The following is a 19,899-nucleotide window of genomic DNA, read 5'->3' as shown; positions in this document are numbered from 1 at the left end:
CAGCACCAGCGGCACCGTCGCAATTGGCTTTCCAGAAAAGCCAGGCGGATAGGGCAGATCAATCCGAGAGGGCAGGGCAGGCGGGAACGTCGCCACAGGCGCGATTTCCGGGCCGCTGGACCTCATTTCAGACGTTTGGCAAGGCCGGGAGGGTCCAGCCGGGCATCGCGCTCTACGGGCTTCGCAGGCGTCCGATTTTTGGAAAGCTAGATCCTCGCACGATCGCGCGCTACGACACGAAAGAGCGTTTTACGGACGCTAAAGCCGAACAGATCGGCAACATCATGTTCGAGCGGCGGCGATCTGCGCAGCGAGCTTCAAGGTTTGTGCGCCAGACAACGATTTCGTGGGCCTGTATATTTGTATACACCTATACATGGCCTGGTCCTAATGGCGCGTCCGCTTCGGCGGTGTCGGCGCTGCCAGCAGTTCATCAAAGGCGGAGTCATCGCCCAATGCGTAGCGGCGCAGCGGATCAACCTCCGTCATGCGACCGGCCTGGACCTCGCGCCAAGTCACATACCGCAGCCGGCTCCGGTCCAGCGCGCCATCGACAAGACATTCGGCGCGCAGGAACTGGTGACACGCCTCGAAGAGGAGACCCGGATCGGCAAGGGCGGGACCCTGGCGGGACAGCTGTCGCGGCTCGACTTGGTGGTGCTCGATGAGCTTGGATATCTGCCGTTCGCGCGCTCTGGTGGCCAGTTGCTGTTCCACCTGATCAGCAAGCTCTATGAACGCACCAGCGTCGTCATCACGACCAACCTCGCCTTCGGCGAATGGCCTACCGTGTTCGGGGATCCCAAGATGACCACCGCCTTGCTCGACCGCGTTACGCATCATTGCGATATCGTCGAGACCGGCAATGACAGCTGGCGCTTCAAAAACCGCAGTTAGCCGCCGCTCTCACCACATCTTCAAAACCGACTTGCGCTGTGTGCGCCTCCGGCCGGGCTACGCCCGACCTCCGCCGCACACAGCGCAGGGCACTCCCCACAACCCTCCGCTCAATCCCGGAAAAGGGGGTCCCTCTTCAACGCCGATATGGGGTCCCGTTTGCATGCCGTTTGACAGCAGCGCATTTTCATTGGGACATAGCTCGCCGGTGCGCAGGTTGGTGAACGCCGAAAGAAAGCCAGTTTCCTGCGCCACCTCATGTAGCAGTTCGGTGATACGGATGCGTGGCATCATCGCATCGAGCCGGTCGGCCAGGGCTTCGGCGTCGGGCGTTGCGATCGTGCGAACGGGGGATATCTGGAGGCGGCCGTCGCGGTATCGCACACCCTCCAGAGCGTCGCGCTTCAGGCTCCGGGCGAATTTCTTCAGCCGCCAGTCCAGTTCGCGGCCCCGCTGTTCGAGCCATTCGCCGGCTGTGGGTGGCAGACCAAGAGCCGACACGATCGGCTTGGCCTTCGGTTCGCTTAGCAGGTAGCTGTCGAACTGGCGGTATCCCGTCGATCGTTCCACCCAGACATCACCGGAGCGCAGCTTGTTGCGTAGATGCGCGATAGTCGCGATTTCCCAGAGCCGCCGATTGATCTTGCCGTCATCGCCCATGACGATTTTCTGCCATTCCTTGCGGAAGGGCATCGGAGCGTCGGCAGGCAGATCGCGCTTGCCCGACCTATTGAGGTCGCGCAGCATCTCGATAGCGGCAATCGTTTTCGCGCTGCCCTTTCCGGCCCTGAACTGTAGCGCTTCAAGCAGATCAGGGGCGAACTTGCGCAACGTCGCCGGGAGGGAATATAGCGCTCGATCATATAGGCAGGCGACGCACGGCCTTCCCTGACATATTGCCGAAATCGGTCCGCGTGGATGCGGCCCGCGACGTCGGGGGAAATGCCGATCTTCCGCACCTGCCTCAGACGGTCGAGGATCTGGCGGACGTGATCGGGCTTGGCCGCGACGGGGATGGTCTTAAGCAAGGCGAGATGGCTCATGCCGCCGGCGGCGTCGAAGAGCTGATCGAGGGCCTGGACCTGTTCGGCGCTGAGATCGGCGATCAGGGCGTGGGCGGCCTGCTTGCGCGCGCGGGCACGTCCCGCGCTGCTGGCGCGTTCGATGGTGGAGATGGACGGCAGCAAAATCCGGGCCTCGCGCAGGGCGGTGACCACGCCCATCGCAATCGTCATCCCCTTGTCGGTCGCCCATGCCGTTCTCGCGGCCGCCTCGACCATGAAGGGAATATCGGCGCGGGTTGGCCCCCGAAGCCCCAAACGCGCCGCCAGCTCACGGACATGATCCGTCATTGTCTGATCCCGCGCCGCATAGTTGGCCAGCTCGGTTACGTGCAGACCAAGTTGCTCCGCGACGAAAGCGGCGAGATCATGGGGTATTGCTCCCCTGTCCTGTATCAACTGCGCAAGGGTGATGCCCGGGTGCCGCAGGAGCGCGAGTTGCAGCGCCACGCCCAACTGGTTCCGTCGCTCCCGTCGCGCGCCGATGATCTCGATATCGGAAGGCTCGAAGGTATAGAGCCGGGCCAAATGGTCGCGATCGGTCGGGATGGCGAGTATCTGATCGCGTTCGCTCTCGGTCAGGAGTTGATGCTTGCGCTTCGTCATGCCGTTTCCTGTCCACAAAAGGTCATCTGGGCCTATGGACAGCGAGGAGTAAAGAGACATAGTATGTGGACGGATATGGGTGGGGCGCAGCGGCTGCCCTCCATAGCGTCCACAGAACGACCGTTTGGGAGACGTGCGGCATGGGTGATATTCTGGGCTATGCCCGCGTCAGCACCGGCGATCAGGACGTTGCGGGCCAGACCATGCGTCTGGAGAAGGCTGGCGCCATCAAAATCTTCACCGATGTCATTTCAGGTAAGAGCATGGAACGGCCCGGTCTGGCTGAGCTAATCGCCTATGCCCGCAAGGGTGACACGCTGGCGGTGGTCCGCCTCGATCGGCTTGGGCGCTCGCTTGCCGAACTTCTCACCACGGTTGAGACGCTACGCGGTCAGGGCATCGCGCTCCTGAGCCTTGAAGAAAAGATCGACACTTCGTCAGCTGCCGGCGAGCTCATCTTCCATGTGTTTGGGGCCATCGCCCATTTTGAGCGACGGCTGATTTCTGAGCGAACCAGAGATGGTATTGCCGCCGCCCGTGCTAAGGGCAAACAGCCTGGCCGTCAGCCGCTGGACATGTCCAAAGTGGATGCGGCCATCAAGCTGGTCGAAGCTCGTATCTCGCCTACCGAAGCAGCGCGGCAACTCGGCATCGGCCGATCGACCATTTATCGCGAAATGCGTAGGATGGGAATCGAACGGCCCGCCTGATTAAGCGCCCGTCCGTTCGCATCGAGCGTTCGCCATGCGTTCTCGCTTAGCGTTGTTTAGCGTACTTTCCACGCTATGCCCTCTCCCTGGGCGAGGGGGCGTGTCTCGCGATCGGAGGCGAAGCGGGCGGAACCGTGGGTATCGTCGCCGGCAGGCCCGCCATATTGCAGGATGAGAGGCTGGAAGAGGGCGCGCAGCGTGACGAGGATGATGACGAGGAACGTCAGCATCATGCCTATTTGATAAAGATGGGAATCGCGAGCCAGGCCGAGCAGCGAGTGCAGGACGAACTGCACTCCTCCGGCGAGGACGATACCGATGATCAGGAACAGGACCGCGACGCGCAGCAGATGGCGGACGAGCGCGATCGGGCTGAGCGTCAGCGCCGTGATCGCCCAAATCGGATTTTGACGCGATATACGGGCGAGATTGCGGATCGCGCGGCCGAGCTGGCGCAGCCATTCCATGTCAGTGCGCCCCCGATGGGGTAGGGGGAGTCTTGCGGGGGTGGAGTGCCAGACCGCGCACACCCGGCGCGGCTGCGATCCGGCATTCCAGCTTCGCGACTTCATCCACCTTGTCGCTGGGCCAGTCGCGCGCGACGTGGATGCCGCCGGTATCGGTTTCGAGGTCGAGGCAGGCCAGATCGGGGCAGAGATCGAGCAGGCGCGTTAGGTCGGCGACCAGCTCGGGCAAGAGCGGATCGGGCAGATCGCCCGTCATCACAAGCTGCCAGGATCGCCGTTCCCCATCGCCAGTCCCGCGTCTGGTCATGGTGCTGTCCTCCCTCAATCCGCGTCCAGCGCGAAATCCACCCGCACCGTCACGATGCCGGCGTTCGTTCCCGCCATCACCGGGGGCGCTTGTTCAGGAGGTGGTGGCGCGACAATCGGAGGCGGTCCGGCCATGCGGGCGTCCATCTCCGCCATCGGCGGCATGTAGCCGCCCTGGCCGCCGTCGTGGATCGCAAGGACGCGTGTGATGCGGAGGCCGGCGGCCTTGGCATAGGCGTCCGCCTTGGCGCGGGCGGCCTTGTAGGCAAGATCATAGGCCCCGAGGTTGGCCTTTTCGGGATCGGCGACCGAGAGGTTGGGGCCGGATACGATGTTGGCGCCGGCGGTCGTCACCGCCGCGACGGCCTGCCCCACCCGATCGGTGTTGCGGACCCGCACCGCAACGGTATTGGCGGCCTCGTACTTGCCCCGGTTGTCGCCCCAGGTGATCCGGTTCACCGACAGGTTGCGCGTCTGGATATCGCGCGCGGGAATGTCGAGCTTGGCGAGCGCAGCGGTAATCTGCTGCATCGTTTCGGCGTTGCGGGCGCTGGCGGCTTCAGCCGTCGTGGCGATGCTCGACAGGCCCGCCGTGAACAGCGCCTGGTCGGGCGTGGCTTCGGCTCGTCCCGATCCGGTCACGGTGAGGAAGGTTTCATCCTCTTCCAAGCCGCGCGGGTCGGGCGCGGCGGGCGTGCAGCCGGCGAGCGCGATCAGCCCCGATACCATCAACAATCGCTTCATCCTGTTCCTCTCGTCTGATCTTCTTGAGCTTCCGCGTCGAACGCCCGCTTGCCGCGTCGTCGCCACAGGGCCAGCACATCGCCGGCGTCGTCATCTTTCGCGCGCGCGGCCAGTTCGAGCAGCGCGCCGTAAAGGGTGGCGCGATCGTCACCGGTGAGATCGACGAGGCCGGCCTTCTGGACGAGGCCACCCAGCTCGATCAAATGGCGGGTGCGTTCGCGTCGGGCCACGACCCAGCTCCGATTGTCGGATCGCGCAAGGGCGGATTCAGCGCGCCGTTTCGCCGCCAGATTGCGCTGCTCCGCTGTCGCTGTTGCCTTGAGCAGCGCCGCCAGTTTTGCGCCCGCGCCGCTGAAAGAAAGCGGCCCCCTTCGCCCGCCACGCCTCCCTTTCTTCCGTGTTGGTGGATTCCACGACGCTGAGCAGCACGCCGGCGAGCGTTTCAGCGTCGAGCGCATTGGCCCCCGTGGCGACGACAAGCTGCCCGAACTGTTCCACCTTGCGCGCCTTGAGCGCACGCGCCTTGTCGTTCAGCGCCTTCAACTCGGCATCGTAATCGCGGACCTTACGCATCCCAACTTTCCTCCGTTTCCTGTTCGGGCAGACCGGCACCGCAGTCCGCCCAGGGCAAACGGGCTTCGACGCCGTAGTGATAGGCAGGCGTGACGCGTTCGGGGTGATCGAGCGTGCCGGCATGGAAGGCGACTTCCTCTGTGTCCATGCCGCTCGATTTGTCATAATGCAGCGTCAGCGGCGAGCCGCATTGCCCGCAGAAGGACCGGCGCGCGATCGGCGACGAGCGGTAGGATATTTGCGTATCGCCGTGCCAGCCCACATCGTCCCAGCGCACCCAAGCGTGCACGGCGAAGGCGCTGCCGGTCGAGCGCCGACACATCGAGCAGTGGCAATAGTGAACGCGGGGTGCAGCGTGCAGGACGTAGCGCATGGCACCGCACAGGCAGCCGCCTTTAAGTTCTTGCTCGCGCTCTTCCACTCTTTACTCCCCTATCACCCGTGAGCTGGCATCGCAGCGTAGCACAATCGTGGATACGAGGAACCGTGCCGAACAAGAATTGCGGCGAAGTCAATCACGCGAACGGCGGAGAGTGTGAGTGCGCGCTTATACGTCGTTGCCGACGTGCGCTTAGAAAGGCAGTATAGCAGTCGTCATGGCAATCTACCATTTCTCGGCCAAGGTCATCAGCCGCGCCAACGGATCGAGCGCCGTTGCATCGGCCGCCTATCGTTCGGCATCCGAGCTGCACGATGACCGGCTAGGGCGCGATCATGATTTCTCGAACAAGGCCGGCGTCGTCCATTCGGAAATCATGCTACCTGAAGGCGCGCCGGAGCGTTTAAACGATCGCACAACCTTGTGGAACGAGGTCGAAGCCGGTGAGAAGCGCAAGGATGCGCAGCTTGCTCGCGAGGTCGAGTTCTCGATTCCGCACGAGCTGGACCAGAAAGAGGGCGTCAGCCTAGCGCGCGATTTCGTCGAAAAGCAGTTCGTCGAACGCGGCATGGTCGCGGACCTCAATGTGCATTGGGACATGGGTAAGGACGGGCAACCAAAACCCCATGTCCATGTCATGTTGTCGATGCGCGAAGTTGGGCCGGAGGGGTTCGGCGCGAAGGTGCGCGACTGGAACAGCACGGCGCTGTTGCAGGAGTGGCGCGAGGCGTGGGCGGATCATGTCAATGAGCGCCTGGCGGAGCTGGATATAGACGCGCGGATCGACCATCGGACGTTGGCGGCGCAGGGCATCGAGCTTGAGCCGCAGCACAAGATTGGGCCGGCGGGATCGCGGCGTTTGGATCGCGGCGAGGATGCCGAGCGCGCCGACGATCATCTGCGCATCGCGCGCGAGAATGGCGCGAAGATCATCGCCAGGCCGGAGATTGCGCTGGACGCGATCATGCGGCAGCAGGCCACGTTCACCACCCGCGATCTTGCGATGTTCGTCCACCGCCACAGCGACGGTAAGGAGCAGTTCGACAGCGCATTGGCGGCGGTGAAGGCGTCACCCGAGCTGGTGGCGCTGGGGCAGGACGGGAAGGGCCAGGAGCGGTTCACGAGCCGCGAGATGATCGCGGTCGAGCAGCGGTTGGAACGCGCTGGCGATCAGCTTGCGGAGCGTTCCGGACATGGTCTCCCGGCGGCATCGCTATCAAGGGGGTTGAACACCGCCGGGAGTGGCGGCCTGACACTCGGTGGGGATCAGCAGGCCGCTCTGGAGCATATAAGGAGGAGCGGCGATCTTGCCATCGTTGTGGGCTATGCCGGGACCGGCAAGTCGGCGATGCTCGGCGTCGCGCGCGAAGCGTGGGAGCGCGAGGGCTATACCGTGCGCGGCGCGGCGCTGTCGGGGATCGCGGCTGAGAATCTAGTAGGGGGCTCGGGCATCGCCTCGAGGACGATCGCCAGTCTCGAGCACGCATGGGGGCAGGGGCGCGAGCAGCTTGGGCCGCGTGACGTGCTGGTGGTGGATGAGGCGGGCATGATCGGCTCGCGGCAGATGGAGCGGGTGCTGTCCGCCGTGCGCGATGCCGGTGCCAAGGTGGTGCTCGTCGGCGATCCCGAGCAGTTGCAGGCGATCGAGGCGGGGGCGGCGTTCCGTGCACTGGCTGAGAGGCACGGGGCAGCCGAGATCACCGAGATACGCCGGCAGCGCGAGGATTGGCAACGCGACGCCACTAAGGCTCTCGCCACGGGTCGTACCGGCGAGGCTGTCCATGCCTATGAGGCGCATGGCATGGTCCAGGCGGCCGACACGCGCGAGGCTGCACGCGCCGAGCTGATCGACACCTGGGATGCACAGCGCCGCACCGATCCGGATCAGACCCGGATCATCCTCACCCACACCAATGCCGAGGTCCGCGATCTGAACCTGGCGGCGCGAGATCGGCTACGCGACGCCGGCGAGCTGGGCGCGGACGTGGGCGTGTCGGCCGAGCGGGGCGCGCGCGAGTTCGCGTCCGGCGACCGCATCATGTTCCTCAAGAACGAGCGCGGTCTTGGCGTGAAGAACGGCACGTTGGGCGAGGTCGAGCGAGTCAGCCCCGACAGCATGGCGGTGAAGCTCGACGATGGCCGGCAGATTGCGTTCGATCTCAAGGACTATGCCCATGTCGATCACGGCTATGCCGCGACCTTCCACAAATCACAGGGGGTGACGGTCGATCAGGCGCATGTGCTGGCGACGCCGGGGATGGACCGGCACAGCGCCTATGTCGGTCTGTCGCGGCATCGCGACGGGATGCAGCTCCATTATGGCCGCGACGACTTCGCCGATCAGCGCCAACTCACCCGCACGCTGTCGCGCGAGCGCGCCAAGGACATGGCGGGCGACTATGCGAGGCCCGAGCAAGACCAGGCCCGCGCGTTCGCCGATCGGCGCGAGATCCGGTTCCCGGAACGCGCGCGGGAGATGGTCAGGCAGGTGCAGGCTAAGGCGAAGGGCATGTTCGCCGGCTTCAGGCCGAAACCGGCATCGCCCGAGCTGGCAGGACGCGACGGCAAAGAGGGGCCGATTAACACTGCTCCCGAGCGAGGATCGACCGCGCCCAACCAGGCCAAGGCGATCGAGCGCTATGCGCGCGCGCAGGCCGATATGGACCGGATGCGCGACAAGGGCTTGCCGGTGCTCCCGCACCAGCAGGCGGCCCTGGCGAAGGCCGGCGACGCGCTCGACAAAGTACGGCCCCACGGCGCGCGCGACCTCGCTTCCGCGTTCGAGCGAAATCCGGCGCTGGTGCGCGAGGCAGCCGAGGGCAAGCCCGGTGGGGCGGCACGGGCGATGGCAGAGGAAGGCCGGGTGCGCATCAATCCCGAGCGTCGCGCCGATCGGTTCGTGGAGCGCTGGCAGAGTATGGCGCGCGAGCGGGCCGAGCTTGTGCGCAGCGGCGACCGCGCCGGCGCAGAGCGCACGGGCAAGAAGATGGAGAGCGTGGCCGGAACGCTGCACCGCGATCCGGAGCTTGAATCGGTGCTGCGTCGCCGCGCGCCCGAGCTGGGGCTGGAAATGCGCCGGGATCGCGCAATCGAGCAGGAGCTGACCCGCTCGCTGGAAATCGGCCGTGACCGAGGGATGAGCCGGTAAGGGAGAGAGAATGGCCGACGACGAGCAATTGGAGGAGGGCGGCGACGCGGCGGCGGAGGCGTTCGAGCAGGTGCGTGTTGCAGTCGAGCAGCAGCGCGGCGAGCTGGCGTTGATGCGCCGCGCCATCGAGGGACTGGCGACTGAGCGCGCCAGCATCGACGTGCCGGATTATTCGGAGACGCTGGGGCATGTCGTCCATGGGTTGGACGGCATCAACGGACGCCTGGACCAGGTTACGACGGCCATCGTGAAGTCGCCGGCGCTGGCGATGACGCCGGCGCAGGTCGCGGCTCAGATCAATCGAGCGGCGGCCGACCTTCGCAGCGCCGACCATGCCGCGCTTGCAACTGCCACCGACGAGATGAAGCAACAGGGGCGCGAGCTGCGCAGCGTCGTTCAATCGGCGCTGACAGCGCGGGATCAGAAGGACCGTCAACTATGGTTCGGGCTGGGCGGGTTGCTTATCGGCATCCTACTATGGTCCTTCTTGCCCGGTCTGGTGGCGCGCGAGATCGTGCCGACGAGCTGGCAATGGCCCGAACGCATGGCGACGCGGGTTCTTGCCGAAGCGACGCCGTGGGATGCCGGGCAGCATCTGATGGCGAGTGCGTCGCAGCCAAGCTGGGAGGCGATCGTCGCGGCCGACAGGTTGCTGCGCGACAATCGTGAAAAGATCGAAGGATGCCGGCAAGCCGCAAGGAAGGCGGATCAGCCGGTGCGATGCACGGTCCAGGTGGGAGTGAAGAGGTAATGACGATTCCCTACCGCTCGACGCCCATATTCGATGAGGCCACATTGCCCACTGCCTTGCGCTCCGAGCATCGCACCAAGGCCGGTGTTTGGGGCGTGATCCGGGTCATCGAAGGGAGATTGAAGCTCACCTATCTCGACCCTGCCTCCGAGGTGATCCTTACACCTGATCGGCCAGGGCTGGTTCTACCGGAACAACCGCATTTCGTGGAACCGCTCGGAGCCATGCGGATGCAGGTCGATTTCTACGATCAGCGGCCAAGCCTCTAGGAAGAGCCATGCGTAAAGCAGCCTTGTCATTCCCGTTTCTCGTGAGCCTGGCGCTTGGTGGCTGCGTGACAAGCGCTCCGGCACCCAATTTTGGCCCGTCTCCCTCCGGGCAGTCGGAGCGAAGCGGCGAGATCACGCCTTGGGCGCTGACTTATGGCGCGGCGTTGATGACCGCCAAGGTCTACCCGCACTTGGCAGCGACGGCCGATGCAAACGCCAATCTGTTCGTCTCCCCGGTCAGCCTGTCACAGGGCCTGGGGCTTGCTTACCTCGGTGCGCGAGGGGGCACACGCGACGAGATCGGGCGCGTTCTGGACTGGCCTTCGGTCCCGAATGCGGCCGTGCCTATCAGAGCCTATAATGCCCAGCTCAGCGATACCGGCGATGCCGATATCACGCTCGGCATCGCGAACGCGCTATGGCTGGCAAAGGGATTGCCGATCCGGGACGAGTATGTCGCCGAGGCGCGTTCCGGCTTCGGGGCGGCTCCGGAAACGGTCGATTATGCCGGTGATCCCACCGGAGCGGCCGCACGGATCAATGGCTGGGTCTCGCGCGAGACGAAGGGCAGGATTTCGGAGATCGTCTCTCCGAGCGGCTTCAGGGATGACACCGCCGCTGTGTTGACCAACGCTCTTTACTTCAAGGCAAAGTGGCAGGTGCCGTTCGAGGAGACGGAAACGCGGACCTTCACGCGTGGCGACGGCACGCGCATTCCGATCACGATGATGAAGCGGATAGGCCGGTTCGACTATCGCGAGACCCATGAGGGACAGGCGATCGCCCTGCCTTATGCCGGCGATGGCAGCTTCGTGATGGAAATTTTCCTGCCGCGCGACACGGCGGTCCTGCGCCGTTGGGAGCGCGAGATGAAGGGGGGCGATTTCTTCGCCGGCGAGCAGGGCGGCAATGATCGCTTCGATCTGGCAGCGGAGCAGGCGCGCGAGATGCGGATCATTCTGCCCCGCTTCGAAGCGCGGTTCGACAAGAGCGTCAAGGCAGCGCTGATCGCAGCGGGGATGCCAAGCGCCTTCGATCAGCAGCGTGCGGACCTGTCCGGCATCGTCTCCGGCGTGCGTCTGGCGATCAATGACGTGGCGCACGCGACCTTCCTGCGCGTCGATGAGGAAGGCACCGAGGCAGCGGCGGCAACCGCGGTGAAAATCGTCGTGACCAGTGCGCGGATAGAGCCCCAGGTGCCGGAGATGGTGGTCGATCGTCCTTTCCTTGCCACTCTGCGCGACCGAAAGAGCGGCGCGGTGCTGTTTTTCGGGCGCATCGCCGATCCGACCGCGATTCCATAGGCGCACAGGGCCATGTGCCGTTCAGCCGCGACGGCGTAGCCTCCTGGCATGATAGTGCCGCTGTCGCGAGTAATTGGCGCGGCCTTGGCCGGTGCGGCGTTGAGCGCGTCCGTGCCCGCCTTGGCGTGTTCGTGCATCCTGGGGGGCGGTGAGAGGATGGGCAAAAACGTACGCTCTCATGACTGCCATCCGAGACGCTGGCCGCAAGGCTCTCAATCTACCCCCGGATAGCCGCGCAGTCTAAGCGTTCGCTGATTGTTCGTCCTTAGCGTTGTTTGGCGTACCTTCCACGCTATGTCCTCAACTTCACGTCGATGGCGGCACGATCAGCGGCTTCTTCCTGTTGCCACGCGACATGATGGTCGATGCGCCGACAGACGGTTCGCAAGGGGCGATCTACATCCTCTATAATGGCCGACTTGCGCCGAAGTTCAAGGTGTCGAAACCGCGCACTTTGAGCCTTGTGTCGCGTGCGCTTTCCACCGTGCTGGGCGAAGCGGACAGGACGATCATCGATGATCTACGCAGCTTTGCGCAGGAGCGTAAAATCCGGCTCTCCATATGCGCAATCGATGAAGCCGCCCCGAACGCTGATGCGCCCTTGTTCGACACCGGACATATGCGCAAACTCTACACCATGGGAGAAGAGGAAGGGCGGGCTCAAGATGGGTGTCTGATCTCAACCTCTATACATTCACCGATTATTCGCCCTTAGCATTGTCTGGCGCACCCCCGACGCTATGCCCTCCAAAGCGCTCATATGATCTCCATTTTTTTGTTTGAGGCAATAATATTGTGAACAATAAGCTATTCAAGGCGTGGGAAAATTTGGCCGAAGGATGACTGACGCACTCTCTGCAGACCTTCCTTCTTCATCAATGGCGGGAACGAGAGCGGCGCAGCAGCGTAATGCGTTCACCAAACTTTGTGGAGAATGCAATGCGCTATCTTATCGGCACTGCTCTGGCTGCCGCCCTTCTGTCCCCCGTCGCCTATGCCCAGACCATGTCGGGCGTCGCGCAGACCAACGTCGCAGGTGAAACCACCACGGTGTTCTCGATCCAGCCCCAACGTCAGGTCTCGGCTTCCGACTACGTCAAGCTGAGTGCTGATGCTCTCAACTATCGTATTGCAGCTTCGCAGCTTGCGCTGCGCAAGGCTGAGCGTGCCGATGTGAAGGCCTACGCGAAGGCAGACTATGATCAAGCAAAGAAACAGCGGGACTCGCTTTTTGCCGCCCTCTCCAACAAGGATCGAAAAATCGCCAAGCCTACGCTAGCTCTCTCGTCGCAGCGTGCTGCGTCAATTGATTTGCTCAAGAAGAGCAAGGACGATTTCGACAATCTTTATCTGACGCAGATGGCAGATGAAGCTCCGTCGATGTGGGCACTGCAGAAGGGCTACGCTCTGGAGGGCAGCGATCCGGCTCTGAAGCAGGTTGCTACCCTTGCAGTGCCGACGATCGAAAGCGGCTATACCGTGGTCAAGGGGCTGACGCCGGCGGCAGTTGCCTCGCGCTGACCTAAGCAATGCGGGACACCTGAAATACGGTCTTCTCGCTTGATCACCATCATGGCAGAAGTGGCATTTTTGTCACTTCTGCCATTTTGTTGTTACTTGTCGAAACTCTCTTTGACGTTCGGGGTTAGCAGGTCACTTACCGACAGTTTCGGTACGAACAAATTTGAAGAGAGATACATGAAGAATTTGATCCTTGCTGCCGCTGTCTGCTGCTTTGTTCCTACGCTTGCGTCTGCACAGGAGACCGCTCCCGACGGCACTGATGCATTTGGCATCGAGCCTTATGTTGGCGTCCTTGGCGGGTATCACACCTTCGACAAAGATAGCGAATTCGGCTCGCCGCGTGGCGGTAGCATGAACGGCGCGCTCATCAGCGGGATTGCAGGCGTCAACATTCCCTTGGGTCCGGTATTTGTTGGTGCGGAGGGTAACGCCAGCAAGGGCTTCAACGACATCGATTGGGAATATGGCGTTCGTGGCCGCATTGGTGCGCGGGCCGGCGAGAGCGGAATGGTGTTTGCCTCTGCCGGATATCAGTGGGTTAATGGCAAGCGCGCCTACAGCGACCAAAAGGACTGGGTGTATGGCGTGGGCGTCGAAGTTGGACCCAAGGATATCGGTCTGGGCGGCGTAACCGGTAATAGCGGCATTCGCATTCGCCTTCAGATGGAAACCTACGATTTTGACAGTCTGCGGCCCATGGGCGGCGTAGTCTTCCACTTCTAATGAATGGGGCGGGGTTCGTTGTCAAGATCGCGACGGCCCTGACCTACCTCTTGCTCCAATCGAACCTGGGAGATGTTGTGGCATTGTAGGGTATCGAACGCCAGTATAACTACGTTATACAATATAGTCTATCGTTGAACTTTCTTGCTTACACTACCGTCAGGTCCAGCTTGATACTCTATCATTGCACAATGAGCGGACTGCCCTTGTCGCAGTAGCGCACAACAATGTCTCTTCACGGATCGCAGGACACAGGCCGGAACCATAGAGAGTGTCAGCAAGAGCATCGACGGTTGTCGCCTTGGCGCGATAGGCACCGGTCGCCACATTGCCTTCTCAGGTAACTTTCTATGGGATAAAGTTGCAGCGTCTGCAGAACGTAAGACGCTCAACCTGCCAAAAGATAGCTGCGCCGCATAAATGTTCGTTGATTGTTCGCCCCTAGCGTTGTCTGGCGTACTATTCACGCTATGCCCTCCTATAGCACGGATGCAGCCCTGATCGACCGAGACGGGACGAAGCGGGGTGCGAAGAGGTCGGCCCGGCAACATCGGCGGCTTGCGCGGCCTATATCACTTGAGGGCAGGAGAAGCCTGCCCGGAGAATGAGATGCCGCCCACCGCGCCTGCCCGCGTTCCGTCACCGATCGCCATGCCCGACGATGACTTTGGAGCTGCGCTGATTGCACAGGCGGCCGCGCTCAGCGCCTATGCCCGGCGGCTGACCGGAGGCGGTGCCGATGCCGACGATCTCTTGCAGGACACCATGCTGCGCTGTTGGGCCGCGCGCGCCAGCTTCGCGGCCGGAACGAGCCTCGCCGCTTGGGCTCGGACCATAATGAAGAACAGTTTCCTCACCGGTCGCCGCCGCGCGCGTTTCCATGCCGATCTGCCCGAGGATGCGCGCGACCGGATGCTGAACGTGGGCGAGACCCAGAGTCTTGCCATCTGGCTGCGCGATACGGATTGGGCGCTCAGCGAACTCCCGCCCCACCAGCGCGAGGCGGTGCTGTTGGCGAGCCAGGGCGTGTCCGTCGAGGACGGAGCGGCGCAGCTCGGCATTGCTACAGGAACGTTCAAGAGCCGTGTCGCTCGCGGGCGGACCCGGCTGCGCGCCCTGATCGATGAGCGATCAACGCCGCTGCTGGCCGACAGGACTGGCCGCGATACACCCTCGCCAGAGGCCAAGCTGCCCGTCCGCCTGCGGAAAAAGCGGGACTGGCGGGGCGTCAAGATCGGCTGAACCCCGGTGTGCCGGTTGGCTTGTTGCTTTTCTTAACAGTTTGCCGGTAGCGTGCGCGCACCTGCGGAGACGCGGGTGGAGGCGTGGAAACCTCCTGAAACACGAGCCGGTCGAGCTTCATCGACCGGGTGGCGGGCGCGCATGTCCAAGCCACCCGGCCAAAGGCGTCCGCGCCTGACGTGTTTCAGGTTTCCAACACCCGGTTCAGTGGCCGGCACGTCTCCGAAATGGGGCGTGCCGCCGGCTGCACAGGAACACTTGGGGCGGGAATGAGCTTGGAGAACCTTTTGACCGAGTAGGACATGCGTGAATAGCCATCTGCCTGTCGGCCGCCTCGCCGATCATCTTCATTCCTTGCCGCGCGAACGCGCCTGGTTCGCGATTCTCCTCAGCGTCACGGCGCTGGCGCTGGCGGACGCACATTTTCCCCGAATAGGTCTCGCGCCGCTCTATATTCCGATCGTCTGCGCCGCCTGCTGGGCGCTAGGAAGCCGCGCTGGCTATTTGGTGGCGATCGTCGCGGCCGTCCTCGCCGTCGTGCCGCATGTCGCCGAGCTGCCCAGGCTCTCTCCCGCCCTGCTAGGGGCAAGGATGGCCGTGCGTGCCGTCACCTATGTTATCGTCGCCGCCATTGTTCTCAGCTTCCGCCGGTCTTTCGACCGAGAGCACCACTTGGCGGCGCGCGACCGCATGACCGATGCGCTCAACAAGGAGACGTTCCGCGAGCGCGTGGTCCATCGTCTCGATCTAGCGGTGCCTGCCCGGCAATCCTTCCTGCTCGCGATCCTTGATCTCGACGACTTCAAGGGCATCAACAACCGCCACGGCCATGTTGCCGGCGATGAGGTGCTGCGCGCCTTTGCGCAGGGCGCGCGGGGGATCGTCCGGTGGGAGGATGATTTCGGGCGGATCGGCGGCGACGAGTTCGCTTTTCTGCTTCCCGTTCATTCGGCCCAGGAAGGGGTGTATTTCGCCCGCGTGCTCCACAAGCGCCTGTCATCGGTTCTAGCCGGCACGCCTCATCCAGTAACGTGCAGCATGGGCGCGCTGCTGATTCAGCCTGATACCCCGCGCGACGAGCCCTCGTTGATGCACGCGGTCGATCAGCTCATGTACGCGGTCAAGCGCGCCGGGAAGAACGCCGTGGAGATCGGCTGCGCAACGACCGGTCGAGGCCGGGACGCTCCTGTTCCGTCCCGGCTCCGGGTAATGGAGGCCACATGACGAGCGAGCAGCCCGACAGGACTCATCAGAGCGATGGGCGAAGCTTTCGCGGTGATCGGCACGCCGATGGACAGAGCCAGCATCGCCAGTATCGATGAGTTCGCCAACGCGCTCGCTATATACGCGGCGGTGCGCGCCGAAACCGATGGCGATCAAGCTTAGCAGGCAGCATCGAGCGCGCGGCAGAGCGCTCCGATCAGAAGCTCGCGCGACGTGGGCTTGTGGCAGGTCGGGCGTGAGGCGTGGACAGCCGGGATCATGCTGGCCGCGCCCGTGGCGAAGATGAAGGGCACGCCGCGCCGATTCAGTTCGTCCGCGATCGGGAATGAGGTTTCGGAGCCAAGTTGCACATCGAGGCTGGCAACATGAGGCGACGAGTCCAGCGCCGAGAGGGCGTCCCGCACGCAATCGACAGGGCCGACGACTTCTGCGCCGGCGTCGGATATTATCTCAACCAGCGTGGCCGCGACCCAGTAATCATCTTCAACAACCAGCACACGAAGGCCGCTGATCCCGTCTCGTGTAGTCATGTCGCACCAAGCATTTACGCAGCCGTTCCACCGACCAGCGCAGCAACGCGCCGTCTGGCTCTGCGCTCCACGCGGACATGCAAAATGTTCGTCTTGGGCGATCGATTGATCTAAATAGCCGGGTAGGGGGCGCGTAGAGTTATGGTCGATACTGAAACCCGGATTCGTGAGCTTGAGCATCGGTTCAGGAACATTCTCACTATCGTTCGTTCTCTTGTCAGCCAGAGCTTGCAGGCGGCCGATTCGATCGAAGACGCCCGATCGACCATTGACGAGCGATTGGCGGCGCTGGGTAGCGCGACCGAGCAGCTTCTATCCCATAATTGGGAGACCGCGCCCCTCCCGGCGCTGGCCGAGAATGCACTGGCGCACTTCACCCTCTACGCGGAGCGGCTTCGCCTTGATGGCCCCACGGTCACGATCGGCCCCAAGGCGGCGATGACGTTGACCCTCGCCTTTCACGAGCTGGCGACGAACGCGATCAAATATGGTGCGCTGTCCAACGAAACAGGCACTATCGAGCTGACGTGGAAAGTGCTGGGATCGGGCATCGAGGCCGAGCTTTGGATGCAATGGGCCGAACATGGCGGCCCGCCAGTCGTCAGGCCCGAGCGGCGGGGCTTTGGATCGCGGCTGATATGCACGGCCGCAAGCCGCAGCTTGCGCGGCCGTGCCGAGTTGGAATTTCCCGTCTCGGGCGTCGTGTGGACCTTGCTCGCCCCTCTGGCCGCGGTCGAGCTATGATCGAATCCGGATACGGGTCATCCCCGCCGCTAAGCCTTGGGTTCATCGCGCATGCCTGTCTCTTCGGCCCACGCTCCTTGTCCGACTGGATCCCTCCCGTCACTTTGATCGTCTCTTTTGTCAGGGTCTGAAATCCGGAGCACGTCTGTATGTCCAAACCGCTCTCCCCCGAAACAATGGCTTTGGTGAAAGCTACGGCGCCTGCGCTCCAGCAGCATGGCGTGGAGATCACCACGCGCATGTACCAGCGCCTGTTCGTCGATCCGGAGATCAAGGCGTTGTTCGACATGGCCGCGCACGAATCCGGCGCGCAGCCCAAGCGGCTCGCGGCGGCGATCCTCGCCTTCGCGCAGAATGTCGATAAGCTCGACGCGCTGAAACCGGCGATCGAGCGGATCGCCGCGCGTCATGTCGAAACACACATCAAGCCCGAGCATTACCCCACCGTGGCGAACGCGCTGCTCCCCGCCATCCGCGATATTCTCGGCGAAGCCGCGACCGAGGAAATATTGACGGCATGGGGCGAGGCCTATTGGTTTCTAGCCGATATCCTTATCAACCGTGAGGCGCAGCTCTACCAGACCAAGGCGGCATGATCGCCGCAGCAGGCCGCTCCTCCCAAAGGATGTGAGAAGCCGATCCTAGAATCGTGGCTGCGGTAGCCAAGATGCTCATTGTTCGACGTCATTTGCCAGTTTGAGAAGCTTGGTCTCGATGCCTTTCAGGCCGGCAATGGCCTCATGGTCGGCGACTGACCAACCATCGCGATCTACATGTTTCTGGTTTCGCTGCATCCTTGCGATGATTGAGGCTGCCTCATAAACCTCATTCGCCCCGCCATGACCACCAACATCAAGTCGGTGCGCCAGCGTCGCGAGGCGATCCACAAAGTTCGTCCGGGCTGCGATACCAGTGCTACGGGCGAGAGCCTTCGGCCCCGCTTTGAGGGCGTCTCCCAAGGTTTTCAACGCTTCCTGATGTGGGGAATCGGACACGGCACCCCGGAGGGATCGTCATCATCGTTCATAATCACGAAAGTGAAGGACGACGGGATGTTCCCGTCGTCCCCCGTCTCAGAAAGGATAGGTCGAGCCGTAATAGCCATAGACCTGCTCGCCATAGGTGCGATCGAAAGCAGGTTCTTCGCCCGCTCGATAGCGCGGCGCGCCTTCGGGCCGTTCTTTTGTTAGATCGACGACATAGCCGCCCTGGTTCGTGTCATAGGTGAGCTGGTCCCAAGGCAGCGGATGATATTCCTCGCCGATGCCGAGGAAGCCGCCGAAGGACATGACCGCATATTCGACACGGCCCGCGCGCTTATCGACCATGAAGTTGTAAACCGAGCCAAGTCGGTTGCCATTGCGATCGTAAACGGCCGTACCTTCGACCTTGTTGGAGGCGATCAGGCGGTTGGTTTCATCGGTAGCGATGTGGTCGCGTCCGTCAATGTGGTGTAAAATCGGGTGTGGCCACTGGGCTGCATTTTCAGGCGGCCTTGGGTGTAATCTGTAGCGGCTGTGCCTCCTCGATCATTGGGGTGGCAAGGGCGGCCATGCCCTCGATCTGCATGTAGCGGTGCTGGAGCTGGTATTCGTCATTCTGCTCGAGCAGGACGGCGCCGACGAGGCGGATAATGCTGTCCTCGTTCGGGAAGATGCCGACCACATCGGCGCGGCGCTTCACTTCCTTGTTCAGGCGTTCCAGCGGGTTGGTGCTGTGGAGCTTGACCCGGTGCTGCTCGGGGAAGGTCATGTAGGCGAGTACGTCGTGCTCGGCATCGTCCATGCAAACGCCGAGCTTTGGCCAGCGGGCGCGCAACTGATCAGCGACCTGACGCCAGACCTGCGTCGCAGCGGCATGGTCGGGCTGAAGGAAGACCTGACGGATGGCAGCGGCAACGACGGTATTCTGGCCTTTGGGCACATAGGCCAGGGCGTTGCGCATGAAGTGGACGCGGCAGCGCTGCCAGGTCGCGCCCATGACGCGGGTAATCGCCGCCTTGAGCCCCTCGTGGGCATCGGAGATGACCAGCTTCACGCCGGTCAGGCCGCGCCGGGCGAGGTCCTTGAGGAAGCTCGACCAGAACGGCTCGGCTTCGGAAGGACCGATGTGCAGGCCGACGATCTCGCGCTTGCCCTCGGTGTTGACGGCCACAGCGATTATCGCGGCGACACTGACGATCCGCCCGCCCTCGCGCACCTTGAGGTAGGTAGCATCGAGCCAGAGGTAGGGCCAGTCGCCGGCGAGCGGCCGCTTGAGGAAGGCGTGGACCCGCTCGTCGATGTCCTTGCACAGCTTGGATACCGAGGACTTGGAGATGCCAGTCATGCCCATCGCCTGCACCAGCTCATCGACGCGCCGGGTGCTGACGCCGGCGATCCATGCTTCCTGGATCACCGCGACCAGCGCCTTCTCGACGGTCTTCCTGGGCTCCAGAAAGCCGGGAAAGTAGGCGCCGGTCCGCAGTTTGGGGATCTTGAGATTGAGCGTGCCGAGCCGGGTATCGAGGCTGCGGTCGCGGTAGCCATTGCGCCAGGTCGTGCGATCGCCGGAACGCTCGTGCCGGCCGGCGCCGACCAGGCCATCGACGTCGGCCTCCATGATGATCTGTAATACGCTCTCGGCGATCGTGCGCAGGAAATCTCCATCTCCGGTCTTCGCCATCAGCTCGGCAAGCGGTAATCTATCGTCGGTCAT

The 19,899-nt window shown here is 63.0% G+C and carries 22 protein-coding genes and 3 pseudogenes; 14 read left to right on the top strand and 11 right to left on the bottom strand.

From position 1 onward, the window contains the following. Positions 1–576: 576 nt before the first annotated feature. Positions 577–897: pseudogene (locus ACGGKE_RS18835) on the top strand (ATP-binding protein); the annotation flags it as partial. 138 nt (positions 898–1,035) lie between these two features. Here the strand turns inward: ACGGKE_RS18835 and ACGGKE_RS18830 are convergent. After that, positions 1,036–2,564: pseudogene (locus ACGGKE_RS18830) on the bottom strand (DUF4158 domain-containing protein); the annotation flags it as partial. A 140-nt stretch (positions 2,565–2,704) separates the two neighbouring features. On the opposite strand from ACGGKE_RS18830, the gene ACGGKE_RS18825 reads away from it, so the two are divergent. Next, the gene (locus ACGGKE_RS18825) at positions 2,705–3,274 is read left to right on the top strand and encodes a recombinase family protein (RefSeq protein WP_011607925.1); all 570 of its coding nucleotides are present in this window, start codon (positions 2,705–2,707) and stop codon (positions 3,272–3,274) included. Positions 3,275–3,348: 74 nt separating this feature from the next. Here the strand turns inward: ACGGKE_RS18825 and ACGGKE_RS18820 are convergent. From ACGGKE_RS18820 to ACGGKE_RS18795, 6 genes and pseudogenes are all read right to left on the bottom strand, one after another. Further along, positions 3,349–3,741: pseudogene (locus ACGGKE_RS18820) on the bottom strand (type IV secretory system conjugative DNA transfer family protein); the annotation flags it as partial. 1 nt (position 3,742) lies between these two features. Beyond that, entirely contained in the window at positions 3,743–4,048 is a 306-nt protein-coding gene (locus tag ACGGKE_RS18815) for a hypothetical protein (RefSeq protein ID WP_394443459.1), read from the bottom strand. A 14-nt stretch (positions 4,049–4,062) separates the two neighbouring features. Next, complete coding sequence (locus ACGGKE_RS18810) at positions 4,063–4,791, bottom strand: SIMPL domain-containing protein (RefSeq protein ID WP_394443457.1); 729 nt, start codon at positions 4,789–4,791, stop codon at positions 4,063–4,065. Then, positions 4,788–5,021: a conjugal transfer protein TraD gene (locus ACGGKE_RS18805; RefSeq protein ID WP_394443455.1), complete on the bottom strand. Its 234-nt coding sequence runs from the start codon at positions 5,019–5,021 to the stop codon at positions 4,788–4,790. Before ACGGKE_RS18805 ends, ACGGKE_RS18810 begins: the two co-directional genes overlap by 4 nt. A gap of 37 nt (positions 5,022–5,058) precedes the next feature. After that, positions 5,059–5,364 carry a conjugal transfer protein TraD gene (locus ACGGKE_RS18800; RefSeq protein WP_394443453.1) on the bottom strand — a complete coding sequence of 102 codons (306 nt, stop codon included), beginning with the start codon at positions 5,362–5,364 and terminating at the stop codon, positions 5,059–5,061. After that, positions 5,357–5,785: a GFA family protein gene (locus tag ACGGKE_RS18795; RefSeq protein WP_394443451.1), complete on the bottom strand. Its 429-nt coding sequence runs from the start codon at positions 5,783–5,785 to the stop codon at positions 5,357–5,359. The genes ACGGKE_RS18800 and ACGGKE_RS18795 overlap by 8 nt, the downstream gene beginning before the upstream one ends. 175 nt (positions 5,786–5,960) lie before the next feature. Between ACGGKE_RS18795 and traA the strand changes: the two genes are divergently transcribed. From traA to ACGGKE_RS18745, 10 genes are all read left to right on the top strand, one after another. Further along, complete coding sequence (gene traA, locus ACGGKE_RS18790) at positions 5,961–8,891, top strand: Ti-type conjugative transfer relaxase TraA (protein ID WP_394443479.1); 2,931 nt, start codon at positions 5,961–5,963, stop codon at positions 8,889–8,891. A 10-nt stretch (positions 8,892–8,901) separates the two neighbouring features. Beyond that, on the top strand, positions 8,902–9,642 hold the full coding sequence (locus ACGGKE_RS18785; RefSeq protein WP_394443477.1) for a DUF6118 family protein: 741 nt from the start codon (positions 8,902–8,904) through the stop codon (positions 9,640–9,642). Continuing rightward, complete coding sequence (locus ACGGKE_RS18780; protein ID WP_046990358.1) at positions 9,642–9,911, top strand: DUF1971 domain-containing protein; 270 nt, start codon at positions 9,642–9,644, stop codon at positions 9,909–9,911. Before ACGGKE_RS18785 ends, ACGGKE_RS18780 begins: the two co-directional genes overlap by 1 nt. A gap of 8 nt (positions 9,912–9,919) precedes the next feature. Continuing rightward, positions 9,920–11,215, top strand: a complete 1,296-nt coding sequence (locus ACGGKE_RS18775; protein WP_273692298.1) for a serpin family protein — start codon at positions 9,920–9,922, stop codon at positions 11,213–11,215. A 355-nt stretch (positions 11,216–11,570) separates the two neighbouring features. Then, positions 11,571–11,930: a hypothetical protein gene (locus ACGGKE_RS18770; RefSeq protein ID WP_037525043.1), complete on the top strand. Its 360-nt coding sequence runs from the start codon at positions 11,571–11,573 to the stop codon at positions 11,928–11,930. Between the two features lie 224 nt (positions 11,931–12,154). Then, entirely contained in the window at positions 12,155–12,736 is a 582-nt protein-coding gene (locus ACGGKE_RS18765; protein ID WP_010337039.1) for a DUF4142 domain-containing protein, read from the top strand. Positions 12,737–12,913: 177 nt separating this feature from the next. Continuing rightward, positions 12,914–13,462 (top strand): hypothetical protein, encoded by a 549-nt coding sequence (locus ACGGKE_RS18760; protein WP_010337038.1) that lies wholly within the window; start codon positions 12,914–12,916, stop codon positions 13,460–13,462. A 609-nt stretch (positions 13,463–14,071) separates the two neighbouring features. Next, a complete protein-coding gene (locus tag ACGGKE_RS18755; RefSeq protein WP_010337037.1) occupies positions 14,072–14,704 on the top strand; it encodes an RNA polymerase sigma factor in 633 nt (210 codons plus the stop codon). Positions 14,705–15,058: 354 nt separating this feature from the next. Next, positions 15,059–15,928 carry a GGDEF domain-containing protein gene (locus ACGGKE_RS18750; RefSeq protein WP_010337036.1) on the top strand — a complete coding sequence of 290 codons (870 nt, stop codon included), beginning with the start codon at positions 15,059–15,061 and terminating at the stop codon, positions 15,926–15,928. A 33-nt stretch (positions 15,929–15,961) separates the two neighbouring features. Next, positions 15,962–16,090, top strand: coding sequence for a hypothetical protein (locus ACGGKE_RS18745; RefSeq protein ID WP_257211714.1), 129 nt, complete (start codon positions 15,962–15,964; stop codon positions 16,088–16,090). Here the strand turns inward: ACGGKE_RS18745 and ACGGKE_RS18740 are convergent. Beyond that, positions 16,087–16,638: a response regulator gene (locus ACGGKE_RS18740; protein WP_080572810.1), complete on the bottom strand. Its 552-nt coding sequence runs from the start codon at positions 16,636–16,638 to the stop codon at positions 16,087–16,089. The genes ACGGKE_RS18745 and ACGGKE_RS18740 overlap by 4 nt on opposite strands. A 48-nt stretch (positions 16,639–16,686) precedes the next feature. Here ACGGKE_RS18740 and ACGGKE_RS18735 point away from each other — a divergent pair, with 48 nt between their 5' ends. Both ACGGKE_RS18735 and ACGGKE_RS18730 read left to right on the top strand, forming a co-directional pair. Further along, positions 16,687–17,202, top strand: a complete 516-nt coding sequence (locus ACGGKE_RS18735) for an HWE histidine kinase domain-containing protein (RefSeq protein WP_051125394.1) — start codon at positions 16,687–16,689, stop codon at positions 17,200–17,202. A 149-nt stretch (positions 17,203–17,351) separates the two neighbouring features. Then, the gene (locus ACGGKE_RS18730) at positions 17,352–17,798 is read left to right on the top strand and encodes a globin domain-containing protein (protein WP_029547632.1); all 447 of its coding nucleotides are present in this window, start codon (positions 17,352–17,354) and stop codon (positions 17,796–17,798) included. A gap of 75 nt (positions 17,799–17,873) precedes the next feature. On the opposite strand, the gene ACGGKE_RS18725 is transcribed toward ACGGKE_RS18730, so the two are convergent. From ACGGKE_RS18725 to ACGGKE_RS18715, 3 genes are all read right to left on the bottom strand, one after another. Further along, positions 17,874–18,197, bottom strand: a complete 324-nt coding sequence (locus ACGGKE_RS18725; RefSeq protein ID WP_394443470.1) for a hypothetical protein — start codon at positions 18,195–18,197, stop codon at positions 17,874–17,876. Positions 18,198–18,275: 78 nt separating this feature from the next. Then, the gene (locus ACGGKE_RS18720; RefSeq protein ID WP_394443481.1) at positions 18,276–18,650 is read right to left on the bottom strand and encodes a PRC-barrel domain-containing protein; all 375 of its coding nucleotides are present in this window, start codon (positions 18,648–18,650) and stop codon (positions 18,276–18,278) included. 37 nt (positions 18,651–18,687) lie between these two features. Continuing rightward, positions 18,688–19,899, bottom strand: a complete 1,212-nt coding sequence (locus tag ACGGKE_RS18715) for an IS256 family transposase (protein ID WP_380909150.1) — start codon at positions 19,897–19,899, stop codon at positions 18,688–18,690.

The sequence above is a fragment of the Sphingobium naphthae genome (genome assembly GCF_043589935.1).
Taxonomy (GTDB): Bacteria; Pseudomonadota; Alphaproteobacteria; order Sphingomonadales; family Sphingomonadaceae; genus Sphingobium; species Sphingobium naphthae_A.
Note: the sequence above shows the minus strand (reverse complement) of the source record. Positions and strands in the feature narration are given on the sequence as shown.

Coding starts and splice junctions, on each gene's coding strand:
- ACGGKE_RS18825 (WP_011607925.1), top strand. CDS start 2,705: ATGGGTGATATTCTGGGCTATGCCCGCGTCAGCACCGGCGATCAGGAC.
- ACGGKE_RS18815 (WP_394443459.1), bottom strand. CDS start 4,048: ATGACCAGACGCGGGACTGGCGATGGGGAACGGCGATCCTGGCAGCTT.
- ACGGKE_RS18810 (WP_394443457.1), bottom strand. CDS start 4,791: ATGAAGCGATTGTTGATGGTATCGGGGCTGATCGCGCTCGCCGGCTGC.
- ACGGKE_RS18800 (WP_394443453.1), bottom strand. CDS start 5,364: ATGCGTAAGGTCCGCGATTACGATGCCGAGTTGAAGGCGCTGAACGAC.
- traA (WP_394443479.1), top strand. CDS start 5,961: ATGGCAATCTACCATTTCTCGGCCAAGGTCATCAGCCGCGCCAACGGA.
- ACGGKE_RS18785 (WP_394443477.1), top strand. CDS start 8,902: ATGGCCGACGACGAGCAATTGGAGGAGGGCGGCGACGCGGCGGCGGAG.
- ACGGKE_RS18780 (WP_046990358.1), top strand. CDS start 9,642: ATGACGATTCCCTACCGCTCGACGCCCATATTCGATGAGGCCACATTG.
- ACGGKE_RS18775 (WP_273692298.1), top strand. CDS start 9,920: ATGCGTAAAGCAGCCTTGTCATTCCCGTTTCTCGTGAGCCTGGCGCTT.
- ACGGKE_RS18770 (WP_037525043.1), top strand. CDS start 11,571: ATGATGGTCGATGCGCCGACAGACGGTTCGCAAGGGGCGATCTACATC.
- ACGGKE_RS18765 (WP_010337039.1), top strand. CDS start 12,155: ATGCGCTATCTTATCGGCACTGCTCTGGCTGCCGCCCTTCTGTCCCCC.
- ACGGKE_RS18760 (WP_010337038.1), top strand. CDS start 12,914: ATGAAGAATTTGATCCTTGCTGCCGCTGTCTGCTGCTTTGTTCCTACG.
- ACGGKE_RS18755 (WP_010337037.1), top strand. CDS start 14,072: ATGCCGCCCACCGCGCCTGCCCGCGTTCCGTCACCGATCGCCATGCCC.
- ACGGKE_RS18745 (WP_257211714.1), top strand. CDS start 15,962: ATGGGCGAAGCTTTCGCGGTGATCGGCACGCCGATGGACAGAGCCAGC.
- ACGGKE_RS18740 (WP_080572810.1), bottom strand. CDS start 16,638: ATGCTCAAGCTCACGAATCCGGGTTTCAGTATCGACCATAACTCTACG.
- ACGGKE_RS18730 (WP_029547632.1), top strand. CDS start 17,352: ATGTCCAAACCGCTCTCCCCCGAAACAATGGCTTTGGTGAAAGCTACG.
- ACGGKE_RS18715 (WP_380909150.1), bottom strand. CDS start 19,899: ATGACCGACGATAGATTACCGCTTGCCGAGCTGATGGCGAAGACCGGA.